Genomic DNA, 25,012 nt, shown 5'->3' on the forward strand with positions numbered 1-25,012 from the left:
GGTCCCAGTCGCCCGAGGCGGGCACCGCGTCCGAGGGCGGCGAGCGCCGTCGTCGGTCGCGCAGCCGCCGCCGCACGCGCGGCGGCCGCCCCGTCGAGCACGACGGCGGCGCGTCGGCCGCGCCCCAGCCCGCCGAGTAGTCACGGCACCGGACCCCGGGTCGCACCCTCCACCACGTCGCGGCGGGAGCGGCCCGGGGTTCGTCGTCCCGAGCCCGGGCGTCGGGTCGCCGACCCCCGGGCTCGGGCTCGGCCGTCAGTGCACGTGCGCGTCGCGACCGGCGAACCACACGGCGACGCCCTGCACGACGGCGGCCGCCACGAGCAGGAGCAGCGGCACGAGCCACGCGCCCGTGAGGTCGTGCGCGAGCCCGAGGCCGAGCGGGCCGCCGGCCGCGAGGAGGTACCCGGCGCTCTGCGCCATCCCGGAGAGCTCGGAGGTGTGCGCGGCGTCGCGCGCCCGCAGCGCCATGAGCGTGAGCGCGAGGCTGATCCCGCCGCCCTGCCCGAGCCCCACGAGCACGACCCACGCCGCCGCGGCGCCGGGGGCGAGCGCGAGGCCGAGCAGCCCCGTCCCGACGAGCGTGACGAGCACGACGCCGATGCCGCGCTGGCGGGGCATCCGCCCGGCGAGGACGGGGGTGACGAACGACCCGAGGATGCCCGCGAGGTTGCACAGCGCGAGGAGCCACCCGCCGGCCTCCGGGGTGCGGCCGAGCCCGACCATGATCTCCGGGAGCCACGCGTTGACCGCGTAGAACGACAGCGACTGCATGCCCATGACGACGGTCACCGCCCAGGCGAGCGGGCTGCGCCACACCGCGGACCGCGCCCCGGCCGGGCTCGCGCCGGGCAGCCCGCCGAACGCGGACGCGCCGCCGGGGTCGGGCCGCAGCGCGCGCGGCACCCAGACGAGCGCACCGACCACGGCGAGCACGCCCCAGCTCGCGAGCGCGCCGCGCCAGTCGAGGCCCGCCGCGGCCGCGACCGGGAGCGTCAGCCCCGCGGCGAGCGCCGCGCCGCCGGACAGCGCCATCGAGTACAGCCCCGTCATGAGGCCGATGCGGTCGGCGAAGTCGCGCTTGATGAGCGCGGGCAGGAGCACGTTGCCGAGACCGATCGCGCACCCGGCCACGACGGTCCCGGCGAACAGGGCCCACACGCCGGGCACGAGGCGCAGGGCGAACCCGGCGCACAGCGCGACGAGGCTCGCGAGGAGTGCGCGCTCGAGCCCCCAGCGCCGCGCGAGCACGGGCGCGACGGGCGCGAGCAGGCCGAAGCACAGGACGGGCAGCGTGGTGAGGACGCCCGCCGCCGTCGCGCTCAGGTCCTCGTCGGCGCGGATGTCGCCGAGCAGCGGAGAGATCGCCACGACGGCGGGGCGCAGGTTGAGCGCCGCCAGGACGATCGCGACGACCGCGCCCGCACCGAGCGGGCGCCGCAGGCCCGTCACGCGCCGGCCTCGCTCTCGTCGGCGCCCCCGGTCGGGCGCGCACCGCGGGCGCCCGAGCCGCCGGGGACGTCGGGGCCGTCCGGTGCGCCGCGCGCCGCCTCGACGAGGTGGGCCCGCACCGTCGCGATCGTCGCGGCGACGGCCGCCTCGGCCGCGGCGGGGTCGTGCGCGCGGATCGCCGCGACGACCTCCTCGTGCCCGGGCACCGCGCGGTGGTGCCGCCGCTGCTCGCCGGAGGGGAACGACCGCACGAGCGCGTGGTCGAGACCGTCGTAGAGGTCCGCGAGCAGCGGGTTGCCCGCGGCGCGCACGACCTCGGCGTGGAACGCGACGTCGGCGGCCTGGAAGGCGTCCTCGTCCCCGGCGCGCGCCGCGACCTGGGCGGCGAGCGCGGCGTCGAGGCGCGCGAGCACGCCGGGGTCGTCCCGCTCGGCCGCGGCGCGCGCCGCGCCGCGCTCGAGGATCCCGCGCACCTCGAGCACGTGGAACGCGTCCGTGGTCCGTGCGCGCCGGTTCAGGGCCGCGTCGAGCCCGTCGGCCGCGCGGACGTAGGTGCCGTCGCCGCGCCGCGGCTCGAGGATCCCGGCGTGCTCGAGCGCGCGCACGGCCTCGCGGACGGTGTTGCGCCCGACGCCGAGCTCGGCGACGAGCTCGGGCTCGGGCGGGATGCGCGTGCCCACGGGCCACTCGCCGCGCTCCACGCGCTGCGTGAGGCGCTCGACGACGAGCTCGGAGACCTTGCGGGGCGGGACGATCGGCTCGGGCATCGAAAGAACCTAACATCCCCTGTTTGATCGCGAGAGACCGCTCGGCCGCACGGTCACGGCGCAGCGCCCTGCGCGCGGACGTGAGACCCGCTACGAGGCGTTCTGGACGAACTCGATCACGGCGTCGGCCACGAGCTGGACCGCGATGGCCGCGAGGAGCAGACCGGCGATCCGCGTCACGAGGATCGTGCCCGAGTCGCCGAGGACGCGGTTGATGACGTTCGCGAAGCGCATCGAGAGCCACAGGCACACGTGGACCGCGACGACGCCCGCCGCGATCGCGACCCACTCCGCGACCCCGCCGCCGCGCTCGCCCGCGCGCTGGACGAAGACCATCGTCGCGACGATCGCGCCCGGCCCCGCGAGCAGCGGCGTCCCGAGCGGCACGAGCGCCACGTTGACGCTCTTGTTCCCGGACGGCTGCGGCTCCTCCATCTTGCCCGTGAGGAGCTCCATCGCCACGAGGAGCAGCAGCAGGCCGCCCGCGGTCTGGAGCGCGGGGAGCGAGATGTGCATGTAGCTGAGGATCTGCTGGCCGAAGACCGCGAACGCGACGATCACGCCGAACGCGACGAAGATCGCCGTCCGCGCCGCCTGGTTGCGCTGCTTGGCACCCATCGCGCCCGTCAGGCCCAGGAACACCGGCACCGTGCCGGGCGGGTCCATGATGACGAACAGGGTGACGAAGACCTCCGTGAAGAGCCGGACGTCGAAGAACTCGCTCATCGTCCGCTCATCGGATCACGTCCAACTGTCCTTGCTCCTCGATCTGCTCCAGCACGGTCGGTGCTGTCGTGTTCTCCCCGAGCCGGTTCGGTTTGCCGGCCCCGTGGTAGTCGCTCGACCCGGTGACGAACAGGCCCAGGGTCCGGGCCAGGTCCTCGAGCCGTGCGCGCTGGCGCTCGTCGTGGTCGCGGTGGAACACCTCGAGCCCCGCGAGCCCGGCCTCCGCCATCTCCTCGATCACGGCGTCGGCCACGACGCGGCCGCGTCCGTCCGCACCCGGGTGGGCGAAGACGGGCACCCCGCCCGCGGCACGGATCCCGCGCACGGCCGCGACGGCGTCGGGCGCGTAGTGCGGCACGTAGTACGGCGTGTTCGTGGCGAGGATGGTCGCGAACGCCGCCGAGCGGTCGGGCGAGAGGCCCGCGGCGACGAGCGCGTCCGCGATGTGCGGGCGGCCGATCGTCGTCCCCTCGACGGTCTGCGCGAGGACATCTTCCCACGTGATGGGGTAGTCCTCGGCGATGAGGTCGACCATCCGCCGCGCCCGGCTCGTGCGCGCGTCGCGCGTGCGGTCGAGCTCGGCGAGGAGCGCCGCGTGCGCGGGGTCGTGCAGGTAGGACAGCACGTGCACGCTGATCCCGCCGGAGCGCGCCGAGATCTCGGCGCCGCGCACGAGCGCGACGCCGTGCGCGAGCGCCGCGTCCGTCGCCTGCGCCCAGCCTGCGGTCGTGTCGTGGTCGGTGAGCGCGACGACGTCGAGTCCGGCCGCGGCCGCGGCCTCCACGACCTCCCCCGGGGCGTCCGTGCCGTCGGACGCGGTCGAGTGGGTGTGGAGGTCGATGCGCACGACGACCAGGATAGTGACGGGCCGTGCCCGGGTGGCACGGGACCCGCACACGATGTGCACACGGGACCCGGGGCCTCACCACGGCCGTCCCAGGCTGGGCTGGAACAGTCGGGACCGATGACCTCCACCACGCTCACCCCCGCCGTGCCCGCCCCCGACCCCGCCGGGGCGCCCGCCGACGGGTCCGCCCAGCCCCCCGCCGTCGTGTTCGTGCACGGCATGCGCACGTCCGGCGCGATCTGGGACCGCCAGCTCGAGCACGTGCGCGCGCTCGGCCACGACGCCGTCGCGGTCGACCTGCCCGCGCACGGGGCCCGCGCGCACGAGCGGTTCACGCTCGACCGGTCCTTCGAGGTGCTCGACGAGGCCGCCGCCTCGTTCGGCCCGGGGCGCCGCGTCGCGCTCGTCGGCCTCTCGCTCGGCGGGTACACGTCCCTCGCGTGGGCGGCCCGCCGCCCCGCGAACCTCGCGGGCGTCGTCGCCGCCGCCTGCACGTCCGACCCCAAGGGCAAGCCCGTGGCGCTGTACCGCGACGTCGCTCGCCTCGTCGTCGCCGGCGGCGGGGCCGTCGGCCGCGGCGCGCGCTGGGCCGCGCGGACGAGCGGCGCGGCGTGGTCCGCGATCACGCGCGCCGGGCGCTCGCTGCCCGGGGGCGGGGCGTCGTCGCACGCGCTCGCCGGGCCCGGCGACGCGGGCGCGGCCCACCGGCCCGCCGCCCCCGGGTGGCACGTCGTCACCGACGCGCTGACGCAGCTCGCGGGCCGCTCGTGGCTCGCGCACGTGCGCGACGTCGACGTCCCGGTGTGGCTCGTCAACGGCGCGCGGGACCACATGCGTCTCGACGAGCAGCGCTACCTGGCCGCCGCCGCCGACGCGGCCCTCGTCGTCGTGCCGCGCGCCGGCCACGACGTCAACAGCGAGGCCCCCGAGGCCTTCAACCGCGTGCTCGGCCGCGCCCTCGCGGACTTCGGCCGCGGGCGCGGTGCGAGACTGGGGGCATGACCGACGCCACCCCCGTCACCTCCGAGACACCCGAGCACGCAGGCGCGCCCGAGGCGCAGGACCTCGCCGCGCGCGGGAGCAACCGCTCCCAGCGCCCCGACTCCGACGCGTTCAAGGCCTTCATCACGAGCGGCTGGGCGCCGCGCGCGGCGCTCGACGTCGAGCCCCTGCCCGCCGCGCCGTACACCGCGGCACGGCGCGCGGCGCTCTCCGCCCGGTTCCCCGGCGCCCGCCTCGTGGTGCCCGCGGGCCCGCTGAAGACGCGCTCGAACGACACCGACTACCGGTTCCGCCCGCACTCGGCGTTCGCCCACCTCACCGGCTACGGCACCGACCAGGAGCCCGACGCGGTGCTCGTGCTGCACCCCGTCGAGCCCGGGACGGGCGACGACGGCTCGGACCACCACGCCGTCCTCTACGTGCGCCCGCTCGCGGCGCGCGACACCGAGGAGTTCTACGCCGACGCGCGCTACGGCGAGTTCTGGGTCGGCGCGCGCCCGTCGCTCGACGACGTCACGACCGCGACCGGGATCGAGGCGCGGCACGTCGACGAGCTGCGCGACGCGCTCGCGAAGGACGTCGGCCCGGGCGGGGTGACGCTGCTCGTCGTCGCCGGCGCCGACGAGGCGGTCGAGGCGCTCGTCGAGGCGATCCGGGCCGAGGCGGGTGCCGAGGAGGAGTCCGCCGAGGAGCAGGGTCTCACCGACGAGGAGTGGGTCGCGCGCGCCGAGGCGGCCTACCGGCGCACGGACGCCGCGCTCGTCGAGGCGGTCTCCGAGCTGCGGCTCGTCAAGGACGCGCACGAGGTCGAGCAGATGCGCGAGGCCGTCGCCGCGACGATCGCAGGGTTCGAGGAGGTCGTGCGCAACCTCGCGCGGGCCACGGCCCACCGCCGCGGCGAGCGCGTCATCGAGACGACGTTCGACGCGCACGCGCGCCTCGAGGGCAACACGGTCGGCTACGAGACCATCGCGGCCGCGGGCGAGCACGCCACGACCCTGCACTGGATCCGCAACGACGGCGTGGTCCGGGCCGGCGAGCTCGTGCTGCTCGACGCGGGCGTCGAGGTCGACTCGCTGTACACCGCGGACATCACACGCACGCTGCCCGTGGACGGCGAGTACACCGACGTGCAGCGCCGCGTGTACCAGGCGGTGCTCGACGCCGCGGACGCCGCGTTCGCCGTCGCCGTGCCGGGCGCGCGGTTCCGCGACGTGCACGCCGCCGCGATGGAGGTCATCGCCGCGCGCCTCGAGGAGTGGGGCTTGCTGCCCGTCACGGCGGCGGAGTCGCTCTCGCCCGAGGGCCAGCAGCACCGCCGCTGGATGGTGCACGGCACGAGCCACCACCTGGGGCTCGACGTCCACGACTGCGCGCAGGCCCGCCGCGAGCTCTACCTGGACGGCGTGCTCGAGCCGGGCATGGTCTTCACCATCGAGCCGGGCCTGTACTTCAAGGCGGACGACCTCGCGGTGCCCGAGGAGTACCGGGGCATCGGCGTCCGCATCGAGGACGACGTGCTCGTCACGGCGGACGGCAACGAGAACCTCTCGGCCGCGCTCCCCCGCCGGCCGGAGGACGTCGAGGCCTGGATGGCGCGCCTGCGGGGCTGATCGCCGACCCGGCCCGCCGGCGGAGGAACTGGGCTATGGTTGCCCGTTCATCCACCGGCGAGGGGAGGTGAACTCACGTGGCGAAGAGCACCAAGAAGGCGGCGTCGATGTCCCTCAAGGAGAAGCGCGCCCAGAAGCGCGAGAGGGCTGCCGAGACCGCCGTCAAGACCCGTAAGCGCTGACGCGCTCGGAACGGAGGGCCGGCTGGTCCGACGTCGGTCGCATCGCCCCGTAGCGCGGCTCGCCCGTGGGCGTGGTCCAGCGCGGGTCGGGCGTGCGGGCGGGCGCCGCGGGAGGCGGGGTCGCCGGCGGCTGCGGCGCCGTGGCTCCGGGCGAGGTCGGGGGCGTCGGGGCGCCGGGCGTGCCCCACGACGGGTTCGCCGGGGCGGCCGGGGCGCGGACGCCGCCGGCGCCGTCTGGCATGCGCGCGAGGAGCTGACGCGCCTCGCCCGAGCGCTCGGGCGCGCACAGGATGCCGTAGGCCGACGCGACGATCTGGCTCTGCGACGTGAAGTCGCGCCGGCCCCGCGTCAGGGCGTACGACAGCACCGAGAACAGCAGCCCGAACCCGGCGCCGATCGCGATCGCCGTGAGCACGAACCCGCCCTGCTCGGAGAAGAGGTAGAGCAGGATGCCGACGAAGAGGCCGAACCACGCGCCCGAGGCCGCGCCCGCGAGCGCCACGCGCCCGTAGGTGAGCCGGCCCGTGACGCGCTCGACCATCTTGAGGTCGGTGCCCACGATCGTCACGAGCTCGACCGCGAACTTGTTGTCCGACAGGAAGTCGACGGCCTTCTGCGCCTCGAGGTACGTCGCGTAGGACGCGATCTGCTCCCCTCGCGGCGGGGTGGGGACACGGGGGACGGCACCCGGGCGTGACATGCTCATTCGCCCAGTCTGTCCTACTCGCGCGGAGCGCGCGAGGGCCGTGCCGGGAGGAACGCGCGGTGACCCCCGCGCGTGCGTAGGCTGGCCGCGTGAGCGCAGCCACCACCGTCTTCGTCGCGCGTCTGGCCGGGACCAGCGTGTTCGACCCCATCGGCGACCAGGTCGGGCGGGTGCGGGACGTCGTCGTGCTCATCCGGCCGAAGGGCGCCCCGCGCGCCGTGGGCCTGGTCGTCGAGGTCCCGGGCCGGCGTCGCGTGTTCCTGCCCCTGACGCGCGTGACGAGCATCGACGCGGGCCAGGTCATCTCGACGGGCCTGGTGAACATGCGGCGGTTCGAGCAGCGCGCCATGGAGACGCTCGCGGTCAGCGAGCTCCTCGAGCGCACGGTCGAGCTCGTCGACGGGTCGGGCTCGGCGACGATCGAGGACCTGGCGATCGAGCGGCAGCGCACGGGCGACTGGCTCGTCACCAAGCTCTACGTGCGCCGCCGCGCGCAGCACAAGGGCACGCTCGGGCTGCGGCGGCGGGGAGACACGCTCCTGGTCGACGTGGACGCGGTCACCGGCCTGGCGGGGAGCGCCGAGGCCCAGGGCGCCGCGATGCTCCTCGCCGCGTACGACGACCTCAAGCCGGCCGACCTGGCCGACGTCATCCACGACCTCGGGGACACCCGGCGTCTCGAGGTCGCGGGCGCGCTCGACAACGAGCGCCTCGCCGACGTCCTCGAGGAGCTGCCCGAGGACGACCAGGTCGCGATCCTCTCCGGGCTCGACAGCGACCGCGCCGCGGACGTGCTCGAGGCGATGCAGCCCGACGACGCGGCAGACCTCCTGCACGAGCTCCCCGAGGCGCAGGCCGCGCAGCTGCTCGAGCTCATGGAGCCCGAGGACGCGCGCGACGTGCGCCGTCTCCTCGCGTACGCCGAGGACACCGCGGGCGGCCTCATGACGTCCGACCCCGTGGTGCTCGGGCCGGAGACGACGATCGCGACGGCGCTCGCGCAGATCCGCCGCAAGGACCTCGCGCCCGCGCTCGCGTCGATGGTGTTCGTCGCACGACCGCCGCTCGAGACGCCGACGGGGCGGTTCCTCGGCGTCGCGCACTTCCAGCGTCTGCTGCGCGAGCCCCCGCACGCGGCCGTCGGCTCGGTGCTCGACTCGGACGTCGAGGGCGTCTCGCCCGACGCGCCGCTCGGCCGCGTGACCCGCATCCTCGCGACGTACGACCTGCTGTGCGTGCCCGTGCTCGACGCGGAGAAGCGCCTGCTCGGGGCGATCAGCGTGGACGACGTGCTCGACCACATGCTGCCCGACGACTGGCGGGAGAACGACGACGACGTGGACGCTGAACGCGCGCGCGCCGCCGTCGCGGACGGTTCCGCGACGGCGCGCACCGCGGGTCGCGGCGGGGCGTCGGGGGTGGCCCGTGGCTGACCGTCTCGACACCCCGAAGACCGCGCGCCGGTCCCTCATCCCGCGCGTCCGGGTCGACCAGGACGCCGTCGGGCGCGCGACCGAGGGCATCGCGCGCTTCCTCGGCACGCCCCGGTTCCTCGTCTACCTCACGGTGTTCTGCGCCGCGTGGATCATCTGGAACTCGTGGGGACCCGAGGGCCTGCGGTTCGACTCCGCCGAGTTCGGGTTCACCGCGCTGACGCTCATGCTCTCGCTCCAGGCGTCGTACGCGGCCCCGCTCATCCTGCTCGCGCAGAACCGGCAGGACGACCGCGACCGCGTGACCGCCGAGCAGGACCGGCAGCGCGCGGAGCGCAACCTCGCGGACACCGAGTACCTCGCGCGCGAGATGGCGGCGCTGCGCATCGCGCTGAGCGAGGTCGCGACGCGCGACTTCGTCCGCTCGGAGATCCGCAACCTGCTCGAGGAGCTCGAGGAGAAGTCAGCGCGGCAGGCGCCCGACGACGAACCGGCCGACCGCTGAGCGCGGGCGCTACTGCGTCCCCTCGGCCGCGACGCGGCGCAGGCGCTCGGCGAGGGCCGGGTCGCCCGTGACCGCGAGCCCCTCGTCCGTCCCGCGCCCCCACAGCCACAGGTCGAGCGCCCACGCGGGCCCGGACACCTGGGTCGTGGTCGAGCCCGGGAGGTCCACGAGCTGCGCGACGTCGAGGTCGTACGCGGTGCCCGACTCGGGGCCGGTCCCGGTGAAGCGCCCGAACGCGAGCTCCCAGCTCCGCGGCGTCTCGCCCGGGCCGTCGACGACGACCGACATCGTCGCGCCGTCCGGCGTGAACACGCCCCACCCGGGGACGCCGTCGACCATGACGGCGAGCACCTCGTCGACGCCGTCCGCGGCGACCTCCGGGTCGGCGGGCGTCACGTCGCGGCCCGCGGTGAGCTCGGCGTCGGCGCGGTGGACCAGGGCCTCGTGCGCCTGGCGCCGCAGGACCCAGCCGACGTGCCGGCCGTCGTCGTGCCACGACCAGCACGGCTCGTCGGGGTCCCGGTCGGTGAGCGCCGCGACGAGCCGGCTCGTCGAGCGCTGGAGCAGCGCGGGCAGCTCGGCGTCCGACGCCGGGCGCGCGAGCGGCTCGACGTCGTCCCCGTCGAGCCCCTGCCCGGGCGCCGGCCCGACGACGCGCGCCCAGAAGTCCTGCACCTCCGCGAGGTGGTACAGCAGGTCGGCGCCCGTCCACTCGGGGCACGACGGGACGCGCGCGTCCGGGGGCGCGCTGCGCACGGCGTCGCCGAACAGCTCGGTGTCGCGCACGAGGGAGGCGAGGCGGTCCATGCGTGCACCGTAGTCCCCCGGTGCACCGCGCGCCGTGCGATCCGGCTCACGCCCGTCCCGGGACCTAGGGCCCGCGGGAACGTGGCGCGTCATGCCTACGATGGGGCCATGCCCGCCCCCGCCGCAGACCCGCTCGAGCACGCCGTCCGGCGGGCCCTCGCCACCGTCCTCGACCCCGAGATCCGGCGCCCGGTCACGGACCTCGGCATGATCCGCTCGGTGGACGTCGCGCCGACCGGCGTCGTGACGGTGGGCGTGGACCTCACGGTCGCCACGTGCCCGATGCGCGACACGCTCGCGCGCGACGTCGCCGCCGCGGTCCGCGCGGTCGACGGCGTGGCGGACGTGCGCGTGGACCTCGGCGTCATGAGCGCCGAGCAGCGCGCGGAGCTGCGCACGATGCTGCGTGGCGGCGTGGGCGAGCCGGAGATCCCGTTCGCCAGGCCCGACTCCCTGACGAAGGTGTACGCGGTCGCGTCGGGCAAGGGGGGCGTGGGCAAGTCGTCCGTCACCGCCAACCTCGCCGTCGCGCTCGCGGAGCAGGGCCTCGACGTCGGCGTGGTCGACGCGGACATCTACGGCTTCTCGATCCCGCGCATGCTCGGCGTCGACCGGCAGCCCACGCGGGTCGACAACATGCTCCTGCCGCCGATCGCGCACGGCGTGAAGGTCGTGTCGATCGGCATGTTCGTCCCGGCGGGCCAGCCCGTCGTGTGGCGCGGGCCGATGCTGCACCGCGCGCTCCAGCAGTTCCTCGCGGACGTCTTCTGGGGCGACCTCGACGTGCTCCTGCTCGACCTTCCGCCGGGGACGGGCGACATCGCGATCTCGGTCGCCCAGCTCCTGCCCGGCAGCGAGATCGTGGTCGTGACGACGCCGCAGGTCGCGGCGGCCGAGGTCGCCGAGCGCGCGGGGTCGATCGCCACGCAGACGCAGCAGGGCCTCGTGGGCGTCGTCGAGAACATGTCGTGGCTCGAGCAGCCCGACGGGTCTCGCCTCGAGGTCTTCGGGTCCGGGGGCGGCGAGCGCGTCGCCGCGAACCTGTCGCGCGCCACCGGGACCGACGTGCCCCTGCTCGGGCAGGTGCCGCTCGACGTGTCGCTGCGCGAGGCCGGCGACGGCGGCACGCCCGTGGTGCTCGCCGACCCCGCCTCGCCCGCCGCGGTCGCGCTGCGCGACGTCGCGCTCGGCCTCGCCCGACGGCCGCGCGGGCTCGCGGGCCGCTCGCTCGGCGTGACCGTCGTCTGACGCCCGAGGACGCCGTCACGGCCTGCCCCGCCGCACCCCCGCACGTCTGCGCGGGCACCCGCCGGTCCCTGTTCCGCGTCACGGTATAGTCGCGCCCGCATCTCGTCAGGGGGACGGCCCACGCGGCCGGTGAGGGGGCTGTGCCGTGGCGTCGTCGTCGCCGTGCCGTGCGCGCCCGACCCCGCGGACCCTGCCCCGACCTGCGACGTCGCACGTCCGCGCCCGGTACCGGCGCGCACCGCGGCGCGCCGCTGCGTCCGCCGCGCGTCGCGCCGCGGGGCGCCCACCCGGCTTACCTGACGGTGACCGCCCGTTGAACCCCTCCGGCCGGAACTCCTCCCCAGGGCTGACGACGCGTCCCGCCGCCCCGCCCTAGCCTCGCTCCGGGCGGCCGTCGCACGTCACCGCCGTCCGCACCGTCGCAGGTCACCGCCGTCCGCCCTCGCCGCCCAGGAGCCTTCACGTGGGTATCGCCCGCAGGATCGTCTTCCCCGCCCTCCGTCTCGTCGTCTGGGGGGTCATCGCCGTCTCGCTCGCCGTGATCGCCTTCCGCTCGGCCCCCGAGCCGCCCGCCGACCCGGCGTTCCCGACCGCCGAGATCGTCGAGCCGCGCGTCGCCGTGACGACCGCCGACGTCACGAACACCGTCACGCTCGCGGGCCAGGTCGTCGCCGACCCGGCCGCGCCCCAGAAGGTCACGCAGCGCGGCGTCGTCACGGCGGTGCACGCCAAGCCCGGCGACGTCGTCGAGGCCGGCGCGCCCCTGCTCGAGGTCACGCTCGAGGAGCCGCGTGAGCCCCTCACGGAGACCGACCCGGAGACCGGCGAGGTCACCGTCACCGAGCGTCGGCCGAAGGTGACCCGCGAGACGGTGAAGGCCACGACCGGCGGCACCGTGGCGACGTTCACCGCGCTGAAGGACCAGGAGGTCGCCGTGGGCGAGGACTTCGCGTCGATCTCGCCCGGGACGCTCTCGGTGACGGGCAGCATGGTCGCCGAGCAGCAGTTCCGCCTCCTGCAGATCCCCTCCGAGGCGATCGTCACCGTGACGGGCGGGCCCGCGCCGTTCACGTGCACCGGCCTGCGCATGGGCGCCGCCGCGGCGCCCGGCGGGACGCCCGAGGAGGGCGCGGCCGACCCCGGCGCGGGCGGCTCGTCCGCGAGCGTCACGTGCGCGGTGCCGGGCGACGTCACGGTGTTCGCCGGTCTCGCCGCGGAGCTCGAGATCACCGCGGGCTCGGTCGAGGGCGCGCTCGTCGTGCCGGTCACCGCGGTGCTCGGCCGGGTCGAGCAGGGCAAGGTGTGGGTCGTCGGCGAGGACGGCGAGCCCGAGGAGCGCGCCGTGACGCTCGGCCTCACCGACGGGTCCGTCGTCCAGGTGACCGAGGGCCTCGCCGAGGGCGACGAGGTGCTCGAGTTCGTGCCCGGCGAGGACGTGGTCCCGGTCGTCGACCCCATGACCGGCGAGGTGATCGGGGGATGAGCCTCCTGGAGCTCAGCGGGGTCACCCGCTCCGTCGTGCTCCCCGACGATCGCACGCTCGAGATCCTGCGCGGGATCGACCTCACCGTGGACGCGGGCGAGCACGTGTCGATCGTCGGGCGCTCGGGGACGGGCAAGTCCACCCTCCTCAACATCCTCGGGCTGCTCGACGCCCCGACGAGCGGCGAGTACGTGCTCGACGGCGTGCCCATCGGCAGGCTCTCCGGCCGCGCCCGGGCGCGGCGCCGCGGCACCGACTTCGGGTTCGTCTTCCAGCAGTTCAACCTGCTCCAGGGCCGCACCGCGCTGGAGAACGTCGTCGCGCCCCTGCTCTACGCGCGCGGGCGGCAGTTCTGGCAGCGCCGGACGCTGGCCGCGGAGATGCTCGAGCGCGTCGGCCTCGGCGACCGCCTCGACACGCGGCCCGAGAAGCTCTCGGGCGGCGAGCAGCAGCGCGTCGCGATCGCGCGGGCCCTCGTGCGCGTGCCGCGGGTCATCCTCGCGGACGAGCCGACGGGCGCGCTCGACGTCGACACGGGCAGCGAGGTCATGGACCTGCTGGACACCATCGCGCGCGAGAACGGCTCGGCGCTCATCGCGATCACGCACGACCTCGCGGTCGCGTCGCGCGCGTCGCGCCAGTTCCGCCTCGCGGACGGCGTGCTCACCCCGATCGCCATCAGCGCGCGCAGCGCCGGGTCGCTGGGGGCGCTCGGCGCCCCGGGAGACCAGCCCTCGGGCCCGGGACCCGGCGCGGCCGGCCGCCCCGCCGTGTCCGGGGACGACCAGGCCGAGCACGTCGCCCGGCCCCTCGTGCCGGCGCACGGCGCCGCCCCGGGCGAGGGGGACGCCGCGTGACCGGGATCGTGGGCTCGGTCCTCGAGGCGTGGGACGAGCTGCGGGTCCACAAGGTCCGCGTGCTCCTCGCGCTCGTCGGGGTCGCCGTCGCCGTCTGCGCCATCACCGCGATCTCCGCGGCCGGCGAGATGCTGCGCCAGGTCTCCGCCGAGCAGAACGACCGCTGGAACGGGCGCGCGGCCACGCTCCAGGTGTCCGCGTGGCCGACGGGCGAGGGCGGCAGCGTGATGCCCGCGCCCGAGGAGTACGAGCAGGTCTTCGACGAGATCGTCGAGCGCTACTCCGTCGGGTACTCGTCGATGCTGCGCAACGCGCCCGCGCCGGTGCGCTTCCCCGAGGGCACGCGCGAGGTCTACACGACGGGCGTGGAGCCCGACTGGGCCACGATGCACCGCTTCGAGGTCACGTCTGGGCGCTGGTTCACCGACGCGGACGCGGACCGCCTCTCGCCCGCGCTCGTCGTCAACCAGGCGTTCCTCGACGCGCTCGGCGGCGTGACCGTGGCCGAGCACCCGACCGTGACGATCGGGGGCGACAACCCCGTCGTCGCGACGGTCGTCGGCGCCTACCCCGACGCCTGGCCGCAGGCCGAACCTGAGGCGTACGTGCTGGTCGGCTCCCAGGCCGCGTGGGTCACCCCGGAGTCGCTCGAGATGACCGGTCCCCCGAGCCTCGAGCTGTGGGTGCCCGAGGAGCTCGCCGACGACCTCGTCGAGCTCGTCCAGCGCGACGTCGCGGGGGCCCTGAGCGGCGTGCAGGCCGACGTCTTCCGGTTCGACTCCCCCGACTACGCGAGCGTCGACGGCGCGATCCGGCTGGTCGTGCTGGGCGTCAGCGTGATCGCGCTGCTGCTCGGCGGGCTCGGGCTCGTCAACATCGCGCTCGTCACCGTGCGGTACCGGATCCGCGAGATCGGGATCCGCCGGAGCTTCGGCGCGAGCTCGGGCCGCGTGTTCTTCTCCGTGATGATGGAGAGCGTCGTCGCGACGACCGTCGCCGGCGTGCTGGGCGTCACGGTCGCCGTCGTCGCCCTGCACAACCTGCCGCTCGACGCGCTCATGGGGTACCCGGTGCAGGACCGGCCCGGCTTCCCGCTCTCCGCCGCCGTGACGGGCATGGTCGCCGCCGTCGGGATCGGGGCGCTCGCGGGTCTCCTGCCGGCGCTCGTCGCCGTGCGGGTCAAGGTGATCGACGCGATCCGGTACTGAGATCCGGTACTGACAGGTCCGCCCGGCCCGCGTCGTCGGGCTGGGCGGAGGACGCCGGTCGGACGACACGGATGTTGAGTCCTGTTCGATCGTGTTGGATTTCTCGGCGATGTGGACAATACTGGTCGCATGCTCGCCTCACAGCGCCAGGAGCGCATCCTCGCGGAGATCCGCGACCACGGCGCGGTCAGGATCGGCGACCTGACCCGAGAGCTCGGCGTCTCCGACATGACGATCCGGCGCGACCTCGTGGAGCTGGCCGACCAGGGTCTCGTCCGCAAGGTCCACGGGGGCGCCGTCGCCCCGCACACGACCGCGCACGAGCCCGGGTTCGCCGCGAAGAGCTCGCGCGAGGCCGCCGAGAAGGAGGCCATCGCCACGGCCGCGGGGCGCCTCATCACGCCGGACGCGTCCGTCGCGCTCAGCGCCGGCACCACGACCCACCTGCTCGCCGCCCGCATCGCCGCGGACCCGGCGCTGCGCCCCCTGACCGTCGTGACGAACTCGCTCCCCGTCGCCGAGGTCCTCCACCGCGCGAACGACCCGCGCCTCGAGACCATCCTCACCGGCGGCAGCCGGACGCCGTCCGACGCGCTCGTCGGACCGCTCGCCGAGGCGGCGCTGGCGGGCCTGCGCGTCGACCTCGCGTTCGTCGGGGCGCACGGCGTCGACCCCGAGATCGGCCTCACGACCCCCAACCTCGACGAGGCCGCGACCAACCGCGCGCTCATCGACGCGGCGGGCCGCACCGTCGTCCTCGCCGACCACACCAAGTGGCACACGACCGGCCTGCGCGTCTTCGCGACGTTCGCCGACGTCGACGTGCTCGTCACCGACGCCGGGCTCGCCGAGGACGAGCGCACCCGCGTCCAGGACCTCGTCGAGCAGCTCGTCGTCGCCTGACGCGGCGCCCCACGACGCACCATCGACCCCGCACCCGCGATCGGAACCCCGCACGCATGAACCCGCACCTGCGCCGCACCTCGACCCGCCTCGCCGACGGACGCGAGCTCGTCTACTTCGACGACTCCCCCGAGTACGTCTCGGGTGAGCGCTCACGTCGCCTCGACGACCCGCGGCCGCTGCCGGACCGGTTCGCGCCGGTCCCGGGACCGGACGGGACGCCGCGCCCCTACGAGGGGCCCGAGATGCGGCGCGACCCGCTCACGGGCGACTGGGTGCCGCTCGCCGCGCACCGCATGAACCGCACGTTCCTGCCCGCGGCCGACTCGTGCCCCCTGTGCCCGGCGCGACCGGGCAGCGCCTACTCCGACGGCGAGGTCCCCGACACCGACTACGACGTCGTCGTGTTCGAGAACCGCTTCCCGTCGCTGCAGCGGGTGCCCGGGGTGCCGGACGCCGTCGTCGAGGACGCGCCGCTCCAGGTCCACGCCCCGGCGGCGGGCCGGTGCGAGGTCGTCTGCTTCTCGAGCGACCACCAGTCGTCGTTCGGCGCGCTCCCCCCGCAGCGCGTGCGCACGATCATCGACGCCTGGGCCGACCGCACGGCCGCGCTCGGCGCCGAGCCGGGCGTCGAGCAGGTGTTCTGCTTCGAGAACCGCGGCCAGGAGATCGGCGTCACGCTCCACCACCCGCACGGACAGATCTACGGCTACCCGTACGTCACGCCGCGCACCCGCGCGATGCTCGACCAGGCGCGCGAGCACCACCGGCGCACGGGCCGCAACCTCCTGCGCGACGTGCTCGAGTCCGAGCTCGCCGACGGGCGCCGCGTCGTCCTCGAGACCGAGCACTGGGTCGCGTACGTGCCGTACGCCGCCCGGTGGCCCGTCGAGGTCCACCTCGCCCCGCGCCGCGACGTGCCCGACCTCCCGGCGCTGACCGACGCCGAGCGCGACGACCTCGCGACCGCGTACCTCGAGCTCCTGCGCCGCCTCGACCGGTTCTTCGAGACGGCCGACGGCGAGCCGATCCCGCTGCCGTACATCGCCGCGTGGCACCAGGCGCCCGCCCACGAGGGCCGCTCGGTCGCCGACGGCGGCACCGACGAGGTGACGCTCGCGCGCCTGCACCTGCAGGTGTTCTCCGTGCTGCGCGCGCCCGGCAAGCTCAAGTACCTCGCCGGCTCGGAGTCCGGCATGGGCGCGTGGATCAGCGACACCACGCCGGAGCGCATCGCGGCCCGCCTCCAGGAGCTCGCGCCGACGAGCGCCGCACGCGGGTGGGTCCCCGCGCTGTCCGACGACGAGGGCGCGGCCCGGGCGCGCGCGGTCCTCGCCGCGGCGTTCGGCGGGCCGGACGACGACCCGGCAGCGGACGCCGCCGCGGCGCCCGGCGAGGACGACGTGCGCGTCTGGGCCGCCCCGGGCCGCGTCAACCTCATCGGCGAGCACACCGACTACAACGCGGGCCTCTGCCTGCCGATCGCCCTCCCCCACCGCACGTACGTCGCGCTGCGCCCGCGCACGGACTCGCTCGTGCGCCTCGCGTCCGCCCAGGCTCCCGGCGAGACGTGGACCGCGCGCCTCGAGGACGTCGCCCCGGGCGAGGTCGCGGGCTGGGGGTCGTACGTCGCGGGCGTCGCGTGGGCACTGCGCGAGCACCTCGTCGCGCAGGGCGCCGACCCGGCGTCGATCACCGGCTTCGACGCCGCCGTCGACTCGAGCGTCCCGTTCGGCGCGGGGCTGTCGTCCTCGGCCGCGCTCGAGTGCTCGGTCGCCGTCGCGCTCGACGACGTCGCCGGCCTCGGCCTGAGCGCGAGCGACGCCGGCCGCGCCGTGCTCGCCGCGGCGAGCGTCCGCGCCGAGAACGAGATCGCGGGGGCGCCGACCGGCGGCATGGACCAGTCGGCCTCGCTGCGCGCCCGCGCCGGGCACGCGCTCCTGCTCGACTGCCGCCCCGGGCTCGACCCGGTCGAGTCCGCGGAGCAGGTGCCGTTCGACCTCGACGCCGCCGGCCTCGCCCTGCTCGTCGTCGACACGCGCGCCGAGCACCGGCTCGTCGACGGCCAGTACGCCGCACGCCGCGCCACGTGCGAGGACGCGGCCCGCACGCTCGGGCTCGCGTCGCTGCGTGACCTCGCCGACGCCGTCGACGCGAGCGACGACCCCGCGGGCACGCTCGCCGTCTCGCTCGACAAGCTGCCCGACGACGTCGCGCGCCGCCGCGTGCGCCACGTCGTCACCGAGATCGGCCGGGTGCGCGAGCTCGTCGCGCTGCTGCGCGAGGGTCGCCCCGGCGCGATCGGGCCGCTTATGAACGCGTCGCACGCGTCGCTGCGCGACGACTACGAGGTGTCGAGCGTCGAGCTCGACGTCGCCGTGGACGCCGCGCGCGTCGCCGGTGCCCTGGGCGCCCGCATGACGGGCGGCGGGTTCGGCGGCTCCGCGATCGCGCTCGTGCGCGCCGACCAGGTCGAGGCCGTCGCCGACGCCGTCCGTGGCGCGTTCGAGCGCGAGGGCCTCGGCGCCCCGGGGTTCCTCCTCGCGACGCCGTCCGCCCCCGCCGAGCGCGTCGCCTGACGGGTTCCGCTCAGACGTCGTAGGTGACGACGAGCGGCGCGTGGTCGCTCCAGCGCTCCTCGTGCGACGGTGCGCGGTCGACCTCGACCTTGACGGCGCGCTCGGCGAGCGACGGCGTCGCGAGCTGGTAGTCGATGCGCCAGCCCGAGTCGTTGTCGAACGCGCGCCCGCGCCACGACCACCACGTGAACGGGCCGGGACCCTCGCCGCCGTGCAGCCGCCCCAGGTCGACGAGCCCGATCTCGTCGAGCCACGTGTCGACGTACGCGCGCTCCTCGGGCAGGAAGCCGGCGCTCTTGAGGTTGCCCTTCCAGTTCTTGATGTCGGCGTTGCGGTGGGCGATGTTGAGATCGCCCGCGAGGACGACCCTCTCGCCCGTGGCCGCGAGGGCGCGCAGCCGGGCCGTGACCTTCTCCAGGTAGGCGTACTTGGCGACCATCGTCTCCGGCTGGCTCACCGTGCCGGAGTGGATGTACGCCGAGACCACGGTGACGCGGCCGCCGTCCGGGAGGTCGAGGTCCGCCTCGACCCACCGGCCCGTGTCGACCGGCGGCTCGGGCTCGCCCGCACCGAGGCCGACGCGCACGGCGGACACCGGCAGCCGTGACGCGACCGCGACCCCGGCCCGCCCCTTGATGTCGCACGCCTGGTGCGCGACGTGCCACCCGTCGAGGAGGTCGTTCACGACCGAGTCGGGGGCGCGGACCTCCTGCAGCAGCAGGACGTCCGGGGTGCGGGACGCGATCCAGGCGTCCATCCCCCGGCGGTAGGCGGCGCGGATCCCGTTGACGTTGGCGGTGGCGATGGTCAGCACGCGTGCCATCCCATCACACGCCGGTGACAGCCTCGTCAGCCGGGCGACGTGGGCTCGGTCACCGTCACCGGGGCGGTGCGCGCGGGCCGGAACGCGCCCGCGAGGACGGCCGAGACGGCGGCGAGCGCGGCGAGCACGACGAACCCGGCGCGGAGCTGGTGCGCGGTCGCGAAGACCCCGGTGAGCACGCCGCCGAGCACGGCGCCCGCGTACGTGAACACGTTGAGCCGCGCGACCGCCCGGTCCGTCACCGCGGCGACGACGCCGTCCCGCGGGCCGGCCACGACGTCGGCCGTCGGTGCCGCCGGGATCTCGACGTCGCCCCGCGCGACCGCGTCCGACGCGGGGCCGGCGGCCGCCGCCACGGCCTCCCGCGCCCGGTCGCCGATCGCGGAGAACGCGAGAGGTGCGACGACGCCCAGGCCGAGCCCGGTCGCCGCGAGGCCCAGGACCGCGACGGGCCACGCGGGGGCCGCCGCGACCGCGAGGAAGCCGAGGGCGCCCACCGTGCCACCCCCGCGCACGACCCGGACGCGGCCGACCCGCTCGACGAGGCCGTCGCCGAGGAGGCGGGACACGATGAGCGCAGCCTGGTACGCGGCGTACCCGAGCGGGGCGGCGACCGCGCTCGCGGCGAGGACGTCGCGCAGGAACGTCGCGCTCCAGCTCGACACGGCGGAGTCGGCGACGGGGAACGCGAGCATCCCCGCCCCGAGCAGCGCGACGGTGCCCGCCACGACCCGGACCAGGCCCCCGGCCGGGCGGCCCCGCTCGAGGTCGGCGCCCCCGGGACCGGGCCCGGCGATCGGCACGGGCGCCGTGCCACCCGGAGCGTCCAGGCTCGCGCCCGTGTCGGTGCCGTCGTCCACCGTGGGTACCCCGCGCGCGGCGACGGGCGCGGGGACGGCCGGACCGGCGTCGGGCAGACGCGCCGCGAGCACGACGGCACCGACGGCGACGAGCGCGGCGAGGAGCGGGAGCGCGACGGGTTGGCTGAGCGTCGCGAGCGCGGTGCCGGAGACAGCGAGCGCGCCGAGCACCCCGCCCGCGGCGTTCGCGGCGTAGAACGACGCGAGCAGGCTGCGCCCCTGGGCCCGCTCGACGTCGATCCCGAGCATGTTCATCGCGGCGTCGACCGCGCCGAGCGCGAGCCCGTACAGCCCGATCGCGACGAAGAACACGGGCCACGACGGCGCCGCCCCGATCCCCGCGACCGCCGCCGCGGCGAGGAGCAGCCCGCCCACGACGACCGTCCGCGCCCCGTGCCGCGCCGCCACGACCCCGGAGAGCGCGCTGCCGAGCCCGGCGAGCACGCACACCCCCAGCACGACGAGCGTGACGACGTCGTCGCCCATGCCGAGCCGGTCCTTGTACCCGGGGATGCTCGTGAGCACCACCGCGAACCCGAACCCCTGCACGGCGTACGCCGCCGTCGTCGCGATGCGCGCCCTCGTCACCCGCGCAGACTAGCGCCCGCGCGACGCGACCGGGCAGTCCCGCGGCGCGGCCGGCGGGCTGCGTTCGCACCCCCTCGGACGGTCCGACCGCACGAGCCGAGCGCGCGCACGAGGCGAGCGGACACGCGAGGGGCGCGCGGGCGTCAGGCGGCCGAGGGTCGTGTGGCGTCGAGGAACCCGTCGACCGCACACGGCGAGACGAGGCGAGGAGGACGGGGCGGCGCGTCGCGGGTCGTGGCGGGCCTGCGGGAGGCCGCGAGGCACGAGCGGCCGGATGGTAGACCCGCGACGCGCCGCCCCGTCCTCCTACCAGGGCTTGCGCGAACCGTGCGCCGGTTCAGGCGGAGGCGCGCTCCGCCGCGTCGACGACGTTCGCGAGCAGCATCGCGCGCGTCATCGGCCCCACCCCGCCGGGGTTGGGCGAGATCCAGCCCGCGACCTCGGCGACGTCGGGCGCGGCGTCGCCGACGACGCGGCTCTTGCCGGTCGCGGGGTCGACCTCGCGCGAGACGCCGACGTCGATGACGACGGCCCCGGGCTTGACCATGTCGCGCGTGATGATGCCCCGGACGCCGGCGGCCGCGACCACGACGTCGGCCCGGCGCACGAGCTCCGGGAGGTCCGTCGTGCCGGTGTGCGTGAGGGTGACGGTCGCGTTGACCTCGCGACGCGTGAGCAGCAGGCCGATGGAGCGGCCGACGGTCACGCCGCGGCCGACGACCACGACCTCCTTGCCCGCGAGGGAGATCCCGTGCCGCTCGATGAGCTCGATGATCCCGCGCGGCGTGCACGGGAGCGGCGAGGTGACCTCCTCGTTGACGCGCAGCACGAGGCGGCCGAGGTTGGTCGGGTGCAGCCCGTCCGCGTCCTTGGCCGGGTCGATGAGCTCGAGCACGCGGTTGGTGTCGATGCCCTTCGGGAGCGGGAGCTGCACGATGTACCCCGTGCAGGCCGGGTCGTCGTTGAGGCGGCGGACCGCGGCCTCGATGTCCTCCTGCGTGGCGTCGCCCGGCAGGTCCTCCCGGATCGAGGCGAGCCCGACCTCGGCGCAGTCGCGGTGCTTGCCCGCGACGTACCACTGGGAGCCCGGGTCGTCGCCGACGAGGAGCGTGCCGAGTCCCGGCACGACGCCCTTGCCCGCGAGGACGGCGATGCGCTCGGCGAGCTCGGCCTTGATCGCCGCCGCGGTGGCCTTGCCGTCGAGGATCTGCGCGCTCACTGCTGCAGGCCCGGGTACAGCGGGAAGTCGGCCGTGAGCTTCTGCACGCGCGCGCGCAGCGCGTCGGCGTCGGTCGCGGCGCCCTCGCGCAGCGCGGTCGCGATGATCTCGGCGACCTCGGTGAACTCGGCGTCGCCGAAGCCGCGGGTCGCGAGCGCGGGCGTGCCGATGCGCAGGCCGGACGTGACGCGCGGCGGGCGCGGGTCGAACGGCACGGCGTTGCGGTTCACGGTAATGCCGACCTCGTGCAGGAGGTCCTCGGCCTGCTGGCCGTCGAGCGCGGAGTGGCGCAGGTCGACGAGCACGAGGTGGACGTCGGTGCCCCCGGTGAGGACGGACACGCCGGCCTCGGCCACGTCGGGCTGGGCGAGGCGGTCGGCGATGATGCTCGCACCGCGCAGCGTGCGCTCCTGGCGGTCGCGGAAGCCCTCGGTGGCCGCGACCTTGAACGACACGGCCTTGGCGGCGACGACGTGCATGAGCGGGCCGCCCTGCTGGCCCGGGAACACGGCGGAGTCGATCTTCTTGGCGTACTCCTCCTTGCTGAGGATGAAGCCGGAGCGGGGGCCGCCGATCGTCTTGTGCACCGTGGAGGACACGACGTCCGCGTACGGCACCGGCGACGGGTGCAGGCCCGCGGCCACGAGGCCCGCGAAGTGCGCCATGTCGACCCAGAGCTTGGCGCCGGCCTCGTCCGCGATCTCGCGGAACGCGGCGAAGTCGAGGTGGCGCGGGTACGCGGACCAGCCGGCGATGATGACGTCGGGGCGCGTCTCGAGGGCCTGCTTGCGGACCTCGTCCATCTCGATGCGGTACGACTGCGGGTCCACGCCGTACGCCGAGACGTCGTAGAGCTTGCCGGAGAAGTTGATCTTCATGCCGTGCGTGAGGTGGCCGCCGTGGGCCAGCTCGAGGCCGAGGATCCGGTCGCCCTTGTTGATGAGCGCGTGCAGGACGGCCGCGTTCGCCTGGGCGCCCGAGTGCGGCTGGACGTTGGCGTGCTCGGCGCCGAACAGCGACCTGGCGCGGGCGATCGCGAGGTTCTCCGCGACGTCGACCTGCTCGCAGCCGCCGTAGTACCGACGGCCCGGGTAGCCCTCGGCGTACTTGTTGGTGAGCACGGAGCCCTGCGCCTGCAGGACGGCGCGCGGGACGAAGTTCTCGGACGCGATCATCTCGAGGGTGTCGCGCTGGCGCGCGAGCTCGCCGTCGAGGACGGCCGCGATCTCGGGGTCGAGCTCGGCGAGCGGGGTGTCGAGGACGTTGTCGGCTGGCTGGGCGCTCATGGCGTCTCCTCCGCTGGTTCTGGCAGTTCGTCGTCGGTGGTCACGTCCCGGCTCGCCGGGTACGCCCCACCAGTGGGGTGACCCGGGGCCCAGGCGAACGACCCGTCGTCTGCACAGCGTGCCGCTCCCCGGTGGTGATCCACCCTGCCCGGGCGGAGATCCCGGGCGGCGCCAGTCGCGACGCGTCGATCCTAGCGCACGGCCGGCGGGCCGGACCGGCCCTCTCGCCCTGACCCGCCCCTCCCCGGTGGCGCGGGTTACTCCTGCCCGACGGCGCCGGACTCGTTGCGCGCCTCGGCCTCGCCGAGGATGCGGCGCAGGTAGGTGTACGTGAGGTCGCCCGCGGCCTTGTCGTACTGCTCCTCGTACCCGTGCTTGGTGTACATCGCGAGGTTCTGCTTGGAGTCCTTGCCGGTGAAGACCCAGATCTCCGTGGTCTGCTCCGGCAGGTACGGCAGCACCTCGAAGAGCATCTGCGTGCCGATGCCACGGCCCTGCATGTCGGGCGCGACCGCGAGCCGGCCGAGCGTCGCCTTGCTGCCCTCGATCTCGACGCGGACCGAGCCCACGAGGCGCGGGCCGAGCCACGCGCCGATCGTCACGACGTCCTCGCGCGCGAGGTCCTCGCGCAGCTCGTGCAGGGTCTGGGTCAGCGGGGGGATGTTCGGGTCCTGGTAGAGCTGCGCCTCGGTGACGAACGCCGCCCGGCGCAGGGTCAGGAGCTCACCGGCCTCGGCGTCGTCGACGAGGCGGGTCGTGATCTGCGCGTCGCTCATGAGGACATCGTGTCAGACATCGCCGGGCTCGACCGCGCGCGTCCGGGTGATGTCCGCCCCGGGGACGCGCGCCTCGTCGCGGCCCGCGCGCGGCTACCCTCTGAGGGGTGTCCACGACAGATCCCCGTGGCGCCGACGTCCCCGACACCTCGGCGCTCCGCACCGCGCAGCCCTCGACCGGCGACCCCACGCACTGGGTCCTCACGCTCTCGTGCCCGGACGGGCCGGGGATCGTGCACGCCGTCGCCGGCGCGCTCGCCCGCCTCGGCGGCAACATCACGGAGTCGCAGCAGTTCGGCGACCCGCTGTCGGGGCTGTTCTTCATGCGCGTGCAGGTCGAGGCGGCCGCCGAGCGCACCGAGCTCGAGCGCGCGGTCGAGGAGGTCGCCGCGCGGTTCGGCATGACGTGGCAGCTCGACGTGGTCGGGCGGCGCGTCCGCACGCTGCTCATGGTCTCCAAGGCGCCGCACTGCCTCGTCGACCTGCTGTACCGCGAGCGCTCGCAGGGCATGCCGATCGAGGTCGTGGGCGTCGTCGGCAACCACCGCGACCTCGAGGACATCGCGTCGTTCTACGGCAAGCCGTTCCACCACGTCCCGGTCACGCGGGACACGAAGCCCGCGGCGGAGGCGCGCCTGCGCGAGCTCGTGACGGAGCTCGACGTCGAGCTCGTCGTCCTCGCGCGGTACATGCAGATCCTCTCGGACGAGCTGTGCCGCGAGATGCCCGGGCGCATCATCAACATCCACCACTCGTTCCTGCCGAGCTTCAAGGGCGCGCGCCCCTACGCCCAGGCGCACGACCGCGGCGTCAAGCTCATCGGCGCGACGTCGCACTACGTGACGGGCGACCTCGACGAGGGCCCGATCATCGAGCAGGACGTCGAGCGCGTCGACCACACGCGCCGCGTCGAGGACCTCGTCGCGATCGGCGAGGACGTCGAGCGCCAGACGCTCGCGCGCGCCGTGCGCTGGCACGCCGAGCACCGCGTGCTGCTCGACGGGCACCGCACCGTCGTCTTCCGCTGACCGCTTGCGCACCACGACGGCCCCCCGGGCGGGCGGGGGCGGGGGGGGGGGCGGGGGGGGCGGGGGGGGGGGGGGGGGGCCCCCCGGCCCCCCCCGCGCGCCCGCCCCCCGGGC

General features: G+C 75.6%; 21 protein-coding genes, 2 pseudogenes and 1 riboswitch. Of the genes and pseudogenes, 12 read left to right on the plus strand and 11 right to left on the minus strand.

Annotated features, from left to right (window positions below):
* Nucleotides 1-255: 255 nt before the first annotated feature.
* The 4 genes from GYH36_RS15385 to GYH36_RS15400 form a co-directional block, all read right to left on the minus strand.
* Nucleotides 256-1,452 carry an MFS transporter gene (locus tag GYH36_RS15385; RefSeq protein WP_115942148.1) on the minus strand — a complete coding sequence of 399 codons (1,197 nt, stop codon included), beginning with the start codon at nt 1,450-1,452 and terminating at the stop codon, nt 256-258.
* Nucleotides 1,449-2,219, minus strand: coding sequence for a FadR/GntR family transcriptional regulator (locus GYH36_RS15390; RefSeq protein WP_115942147.1), 771 nt, complete (start codon nt 2,217-2,219; stop codon nt 1,449-1,451). The genes GYH36_RS15385 and GYH36_RS15390 overlap by 4 nt, the downstream gene beginning before the upstream one ends.
* 90 nt (nt 2,220-2,309) lie before the next feature.
* Nucleotides 2,310-2,945 (minus strand): MarC family protein, encoded by a 636-nt coding sequence (locus tag GYH36_RS15395; RefSeq protein ID WP_024840449.1) that lies wholly within the window; start codon nt 2,943-2,945, stop codon nt 2,310-2,312.
* Between the two features lie 7 nt (nt 2,946-2,952).
* Nucleotides 2,953-3,792 (minus strand): PHP domain-containing protein, encoded by an 840-nt coding sequence (locus GYH36_RS15400; protein WP_115942146.1) that lies wholly within the window; start codon nt 3,790-3,792, stop codon nt 2,953-2,955.
* Nucleotides 3,793-3,909: 117 nt separating this feature from the next.
* Between GYH36_RS15400 and GYH36_RS15405 the strand changes: the two genes are divergently transcribed.
* Nucleotides 3,910-4,794 carry an alpha/beta fold hydrolase gene (locus tag GYH36_RS15405; protein ID WP_115942145.1) on the plus strand — a complete coding sequence of 295 codons (885 nt, stop codon included), beginning with the start codon at nt 3,910-3,912 and terminating at the stop codon, nt 4,792-4,794.
* Complete coding sequence (locus GYH36_RS15410) at nt 4,791-6,407, plus strand: aminopeptidase P family protein (protein WP_115942144.1); 1,617 nt, start codon at nt 4,791-4,793, stop codon at nt 6,405-6,407. Before GYH36_RS15405 ends, GYH36_RS15410 begins: the two co-directional genes overlap by 4 nt.
* Before the next feature lie 162 nt (nt 6,408-6,569).
* Here the strand turns inward: GYH36_RS15410 and GYH36_RS15415 are convergent, their stop codons facing one another.
* Complete coding sequence (locus GYH36_RS15415) at nt 6,570-7,295, minus strand: YflT domain-containing protein (protein WP_246209448.1); 726 nt, start codon at nt 7,293-7,295, stop codon at nt 6,570-6,572.
* 89 nt (nt 7,296-7,384) lie between these two features.
* Here GYH36_RS15415 and GYH36_RS15420 point away from each other — a divergent pair, with 89 nt between their 5' ends.
* Nucleotides 7,385-8,728: a magnesium transporter MgtE N-terminal domain-containing protein gene (locus GYH36_RS15420; protein ID WP_115942142.1), complete on the plus strand. Its 1,344-nt coding sequence runs from the start codon at nt 7,385-7,387 to the stop codon at nt 8,726-8,728.
* Complete coding sequence (locus GYH36_RS15425; protein WP_024840444.1) at nt 8,721-9,233, plus strand: DUF1003 domain-containing protein; 513 nt, start codon at nt 8,721-8,723, stop codon at nt 9,231-9,233. Before GYH36_RS15420 ends, GYH36_RS15425 begins: the two co-directional genes overlap by 8 nt.
* A gap of 9 nt (nt 9,234-9,242) precedes the next feature.
* Here GYH36_RS15425 and GYH36_RS15430 read toward each other — a convergent pair whose 3' ends face one another.
* Nucleotides 9,243-10,040 carry a maleylpyruvate isomerase family mycothiol-dependent enzyme gene (locus GYH36_RS15430; RefSeq protein WP_024840443.1) on the minus strand — a complete coding sequence of 266 codons (798 nt, stop codon included), beginning with the start codon at nt 10,038-10,040 and terminating at the stop codon, nt 9,243-9,245.
* A 108-nt stretch (nt 10,041-10,148) separates the two neighbouring features.
* Between GYH36_RS15430 and GYH36_RS15435 the strand changes: the two genes are divergently transcribed.
* The 7 genes and pseudogenes from GYH36_RS15435 to galK form a co-directional block, all read left to right on the plus strand.
* On the plus strand, nt 10,149-11,288 hold the full coding sequence (locus GYH36_RS15435; RefSeq protein WP_162290301.1) for an Mrp/NBP35 family ATP-binding protein: 1,140 nt from the start codon (nt 10,149-10,151) through the stop codon (nt 11,286-11,288).
* 463 nt (nt 11,289-11,751) lie between these two features.
* On the plus strand, nt 11,752-12,771 hold the full coding sequence (locus tag GYH36_RS15440; RefSeq protein WP_162290302.1) for a permuted SH3 domain-containing protein: 1,020 nt from the start codon (nt 11,752-11,754) through the stop codon (nt 12,769-12,771).
* Complete coding sequence (locus GYH36_RS15445) at nt 12,768-13,628, plus strand: ABC transporter ATP-binding protein (RefSeq protein ID WP_024840440.1); 861 nt, start codon at nt 12,768-12,770, stop codon at nt 13,626-13,628. Before GYH36_RS15440 ends, GYH36_RS15445 begins: the two co-directional genes overlap by 4 nt.
* A complete protein-coding gene (locus tag GYH36_RS15450) occupies nt 13,625-14,836 on the plus strand; it encodes an ABC transporter permease (RefSeq protein WP_115942139.1) in 1,212 nt (403 codons plus the stop codon). Before GYH36_RS15445 ends, GYH36_RS15450 begins: the two co-directional genes overlap by 4 nt.
* 129 nt (nt 14,837-14,965) lie before the next feature.
* A complete protein-coding gene (locus GYH36_RS15455; RefSeq protein ID WP_162290303.1) occupies nt 14,966-15,739 on the plus strand; it encodes a DeoR/GlpR family DNA-binding transcription regulator in 774 nt (257 codons plus the stop codon).
* A gap of 56 nt (nt 15,740-15,795) precedes the next feature.
* A pseudogene (galT, locus tag GYH36_RS19805) lies at nt 15,796-16,998 on the plus strand (galactose-1-phosphate uridylyltransferase); the annotation flags it as partial.
* A gap of 147 nt (nt 16,999-17,145) precedes the next feature.
* A pseudogene (galK, locus tag GYH36_RS19360) lies at nt 17,146-18,318 on the plus strand (galactokinase); the annotation flags it as partial.
* A gap of 10 nt (nt 18,319-18,328) precedes the next feature.
* On the opposite strand, the gene GYH36_RS15465 reads toward galK, so the two are convergent.
* From GYH36_RS15465 to GYH36_RS15485, 5 genes are all read right to left on the minus strand, one after another.
* Nucleotides 18,329-19,132, minus strand: a complete 804-nt coding sequence (locus GYH36_RS15465; protein ID WP_162290305.1) for an exodeoxyribonuclease III — start codon at nt 19,130-19,132, stop codon at nt 18,329-18,331.
* A gap of 35 nt (nt 19,133-19,167) precedes the next feature.
* Nucleotides 19,168-20,589 (minus strand): MFS transporter, encoded by a 1,422-nt coding sequence (locus GYH36_RS15470; protein WP_162290306.1) that lies wholly within the window; start codon nt 20,587-20,589, stop codon nt 19,168-19,170.
* A 337-nt stretch (nt 20,590-20,926) separates the two neighbouring features.
* The gene (locus GYH36_RS15475; protein WP_115942136.1) at nt 20,927-21,808 is read right to left on the minus strand and encodes a bifunctional methylenetetrahydrofolate dehydrogenase/methenyltetrahydrofolate cyclohydrolase; all 882 of its coding nucleotides are present in this window, start codon (nt 21,806-21,808) and stop codon (nt 20,927-20,929) included.
* Nucleotides 21,805-23,094: a serine hydroxymethyltransferase gene (glyA, locus tag GYH36_RS15480; RefSeq protein WP_024840435.1), complete on the minus strand. Its 1,290-nt coding sequence runs from the start codon at nt 23,092-23,094 to the stop codon at nt 21,805-21,807. The genes GYH36_RS15475 and glyA overlap by 4 nt, the downstream gene beginning before the upstream one ends.
* Before the next feature lie 80 nt (nt 23,095-23,174).
* A riboswitch (ZMP/ZTP riboswitch) is annotated at nt 23,175-23,283 on the minus strand.
* Nucleotides 23,284-23,351: 68 nt separating this feature from the next.
* The gene (locus GYH36_RS15485; protein ID WP_024840434.1) at nt 23,352-23,870 is read right to left on the minus strand and encodes a GNAT family N-acetyltransferase; all 519 of its coding nucleotides are present in this window, start codon (nt 23,868-23,870) and stop codon (nt 23,352-23,354) included.
* 107 nt (nt 23,871-23,977) lie between these two features.
* Between GYH36_RS15485 and purU the strand changes: the two genes are divergently transcribed.
* On the plus strand, nt 23,978-24,898 hold the full coding sequence (gene purU, locus GYH36_RS15490; protein ID WP_024840433.1) for a formyltetrahydrofolate deformylase: 921 nt from the start codon (nt 23,978-23,980) through the stop codon (nt 24,896-24,898).
* Nucleotides 24,899-25,012: the final 114 nt, after the last annotated feature.

The sequence above is a fragment of the Cellulosimicrobium composti genome, assembly GCF_010287905.1.
GTDB classification, from domain to species: domain Bacteria; phylum Actinomycetota; class Actinomycetes; order Actinomycetales; family Cellulomonadaceae; genus Cellulosimicrobium; species Cellulosimicrobium composti.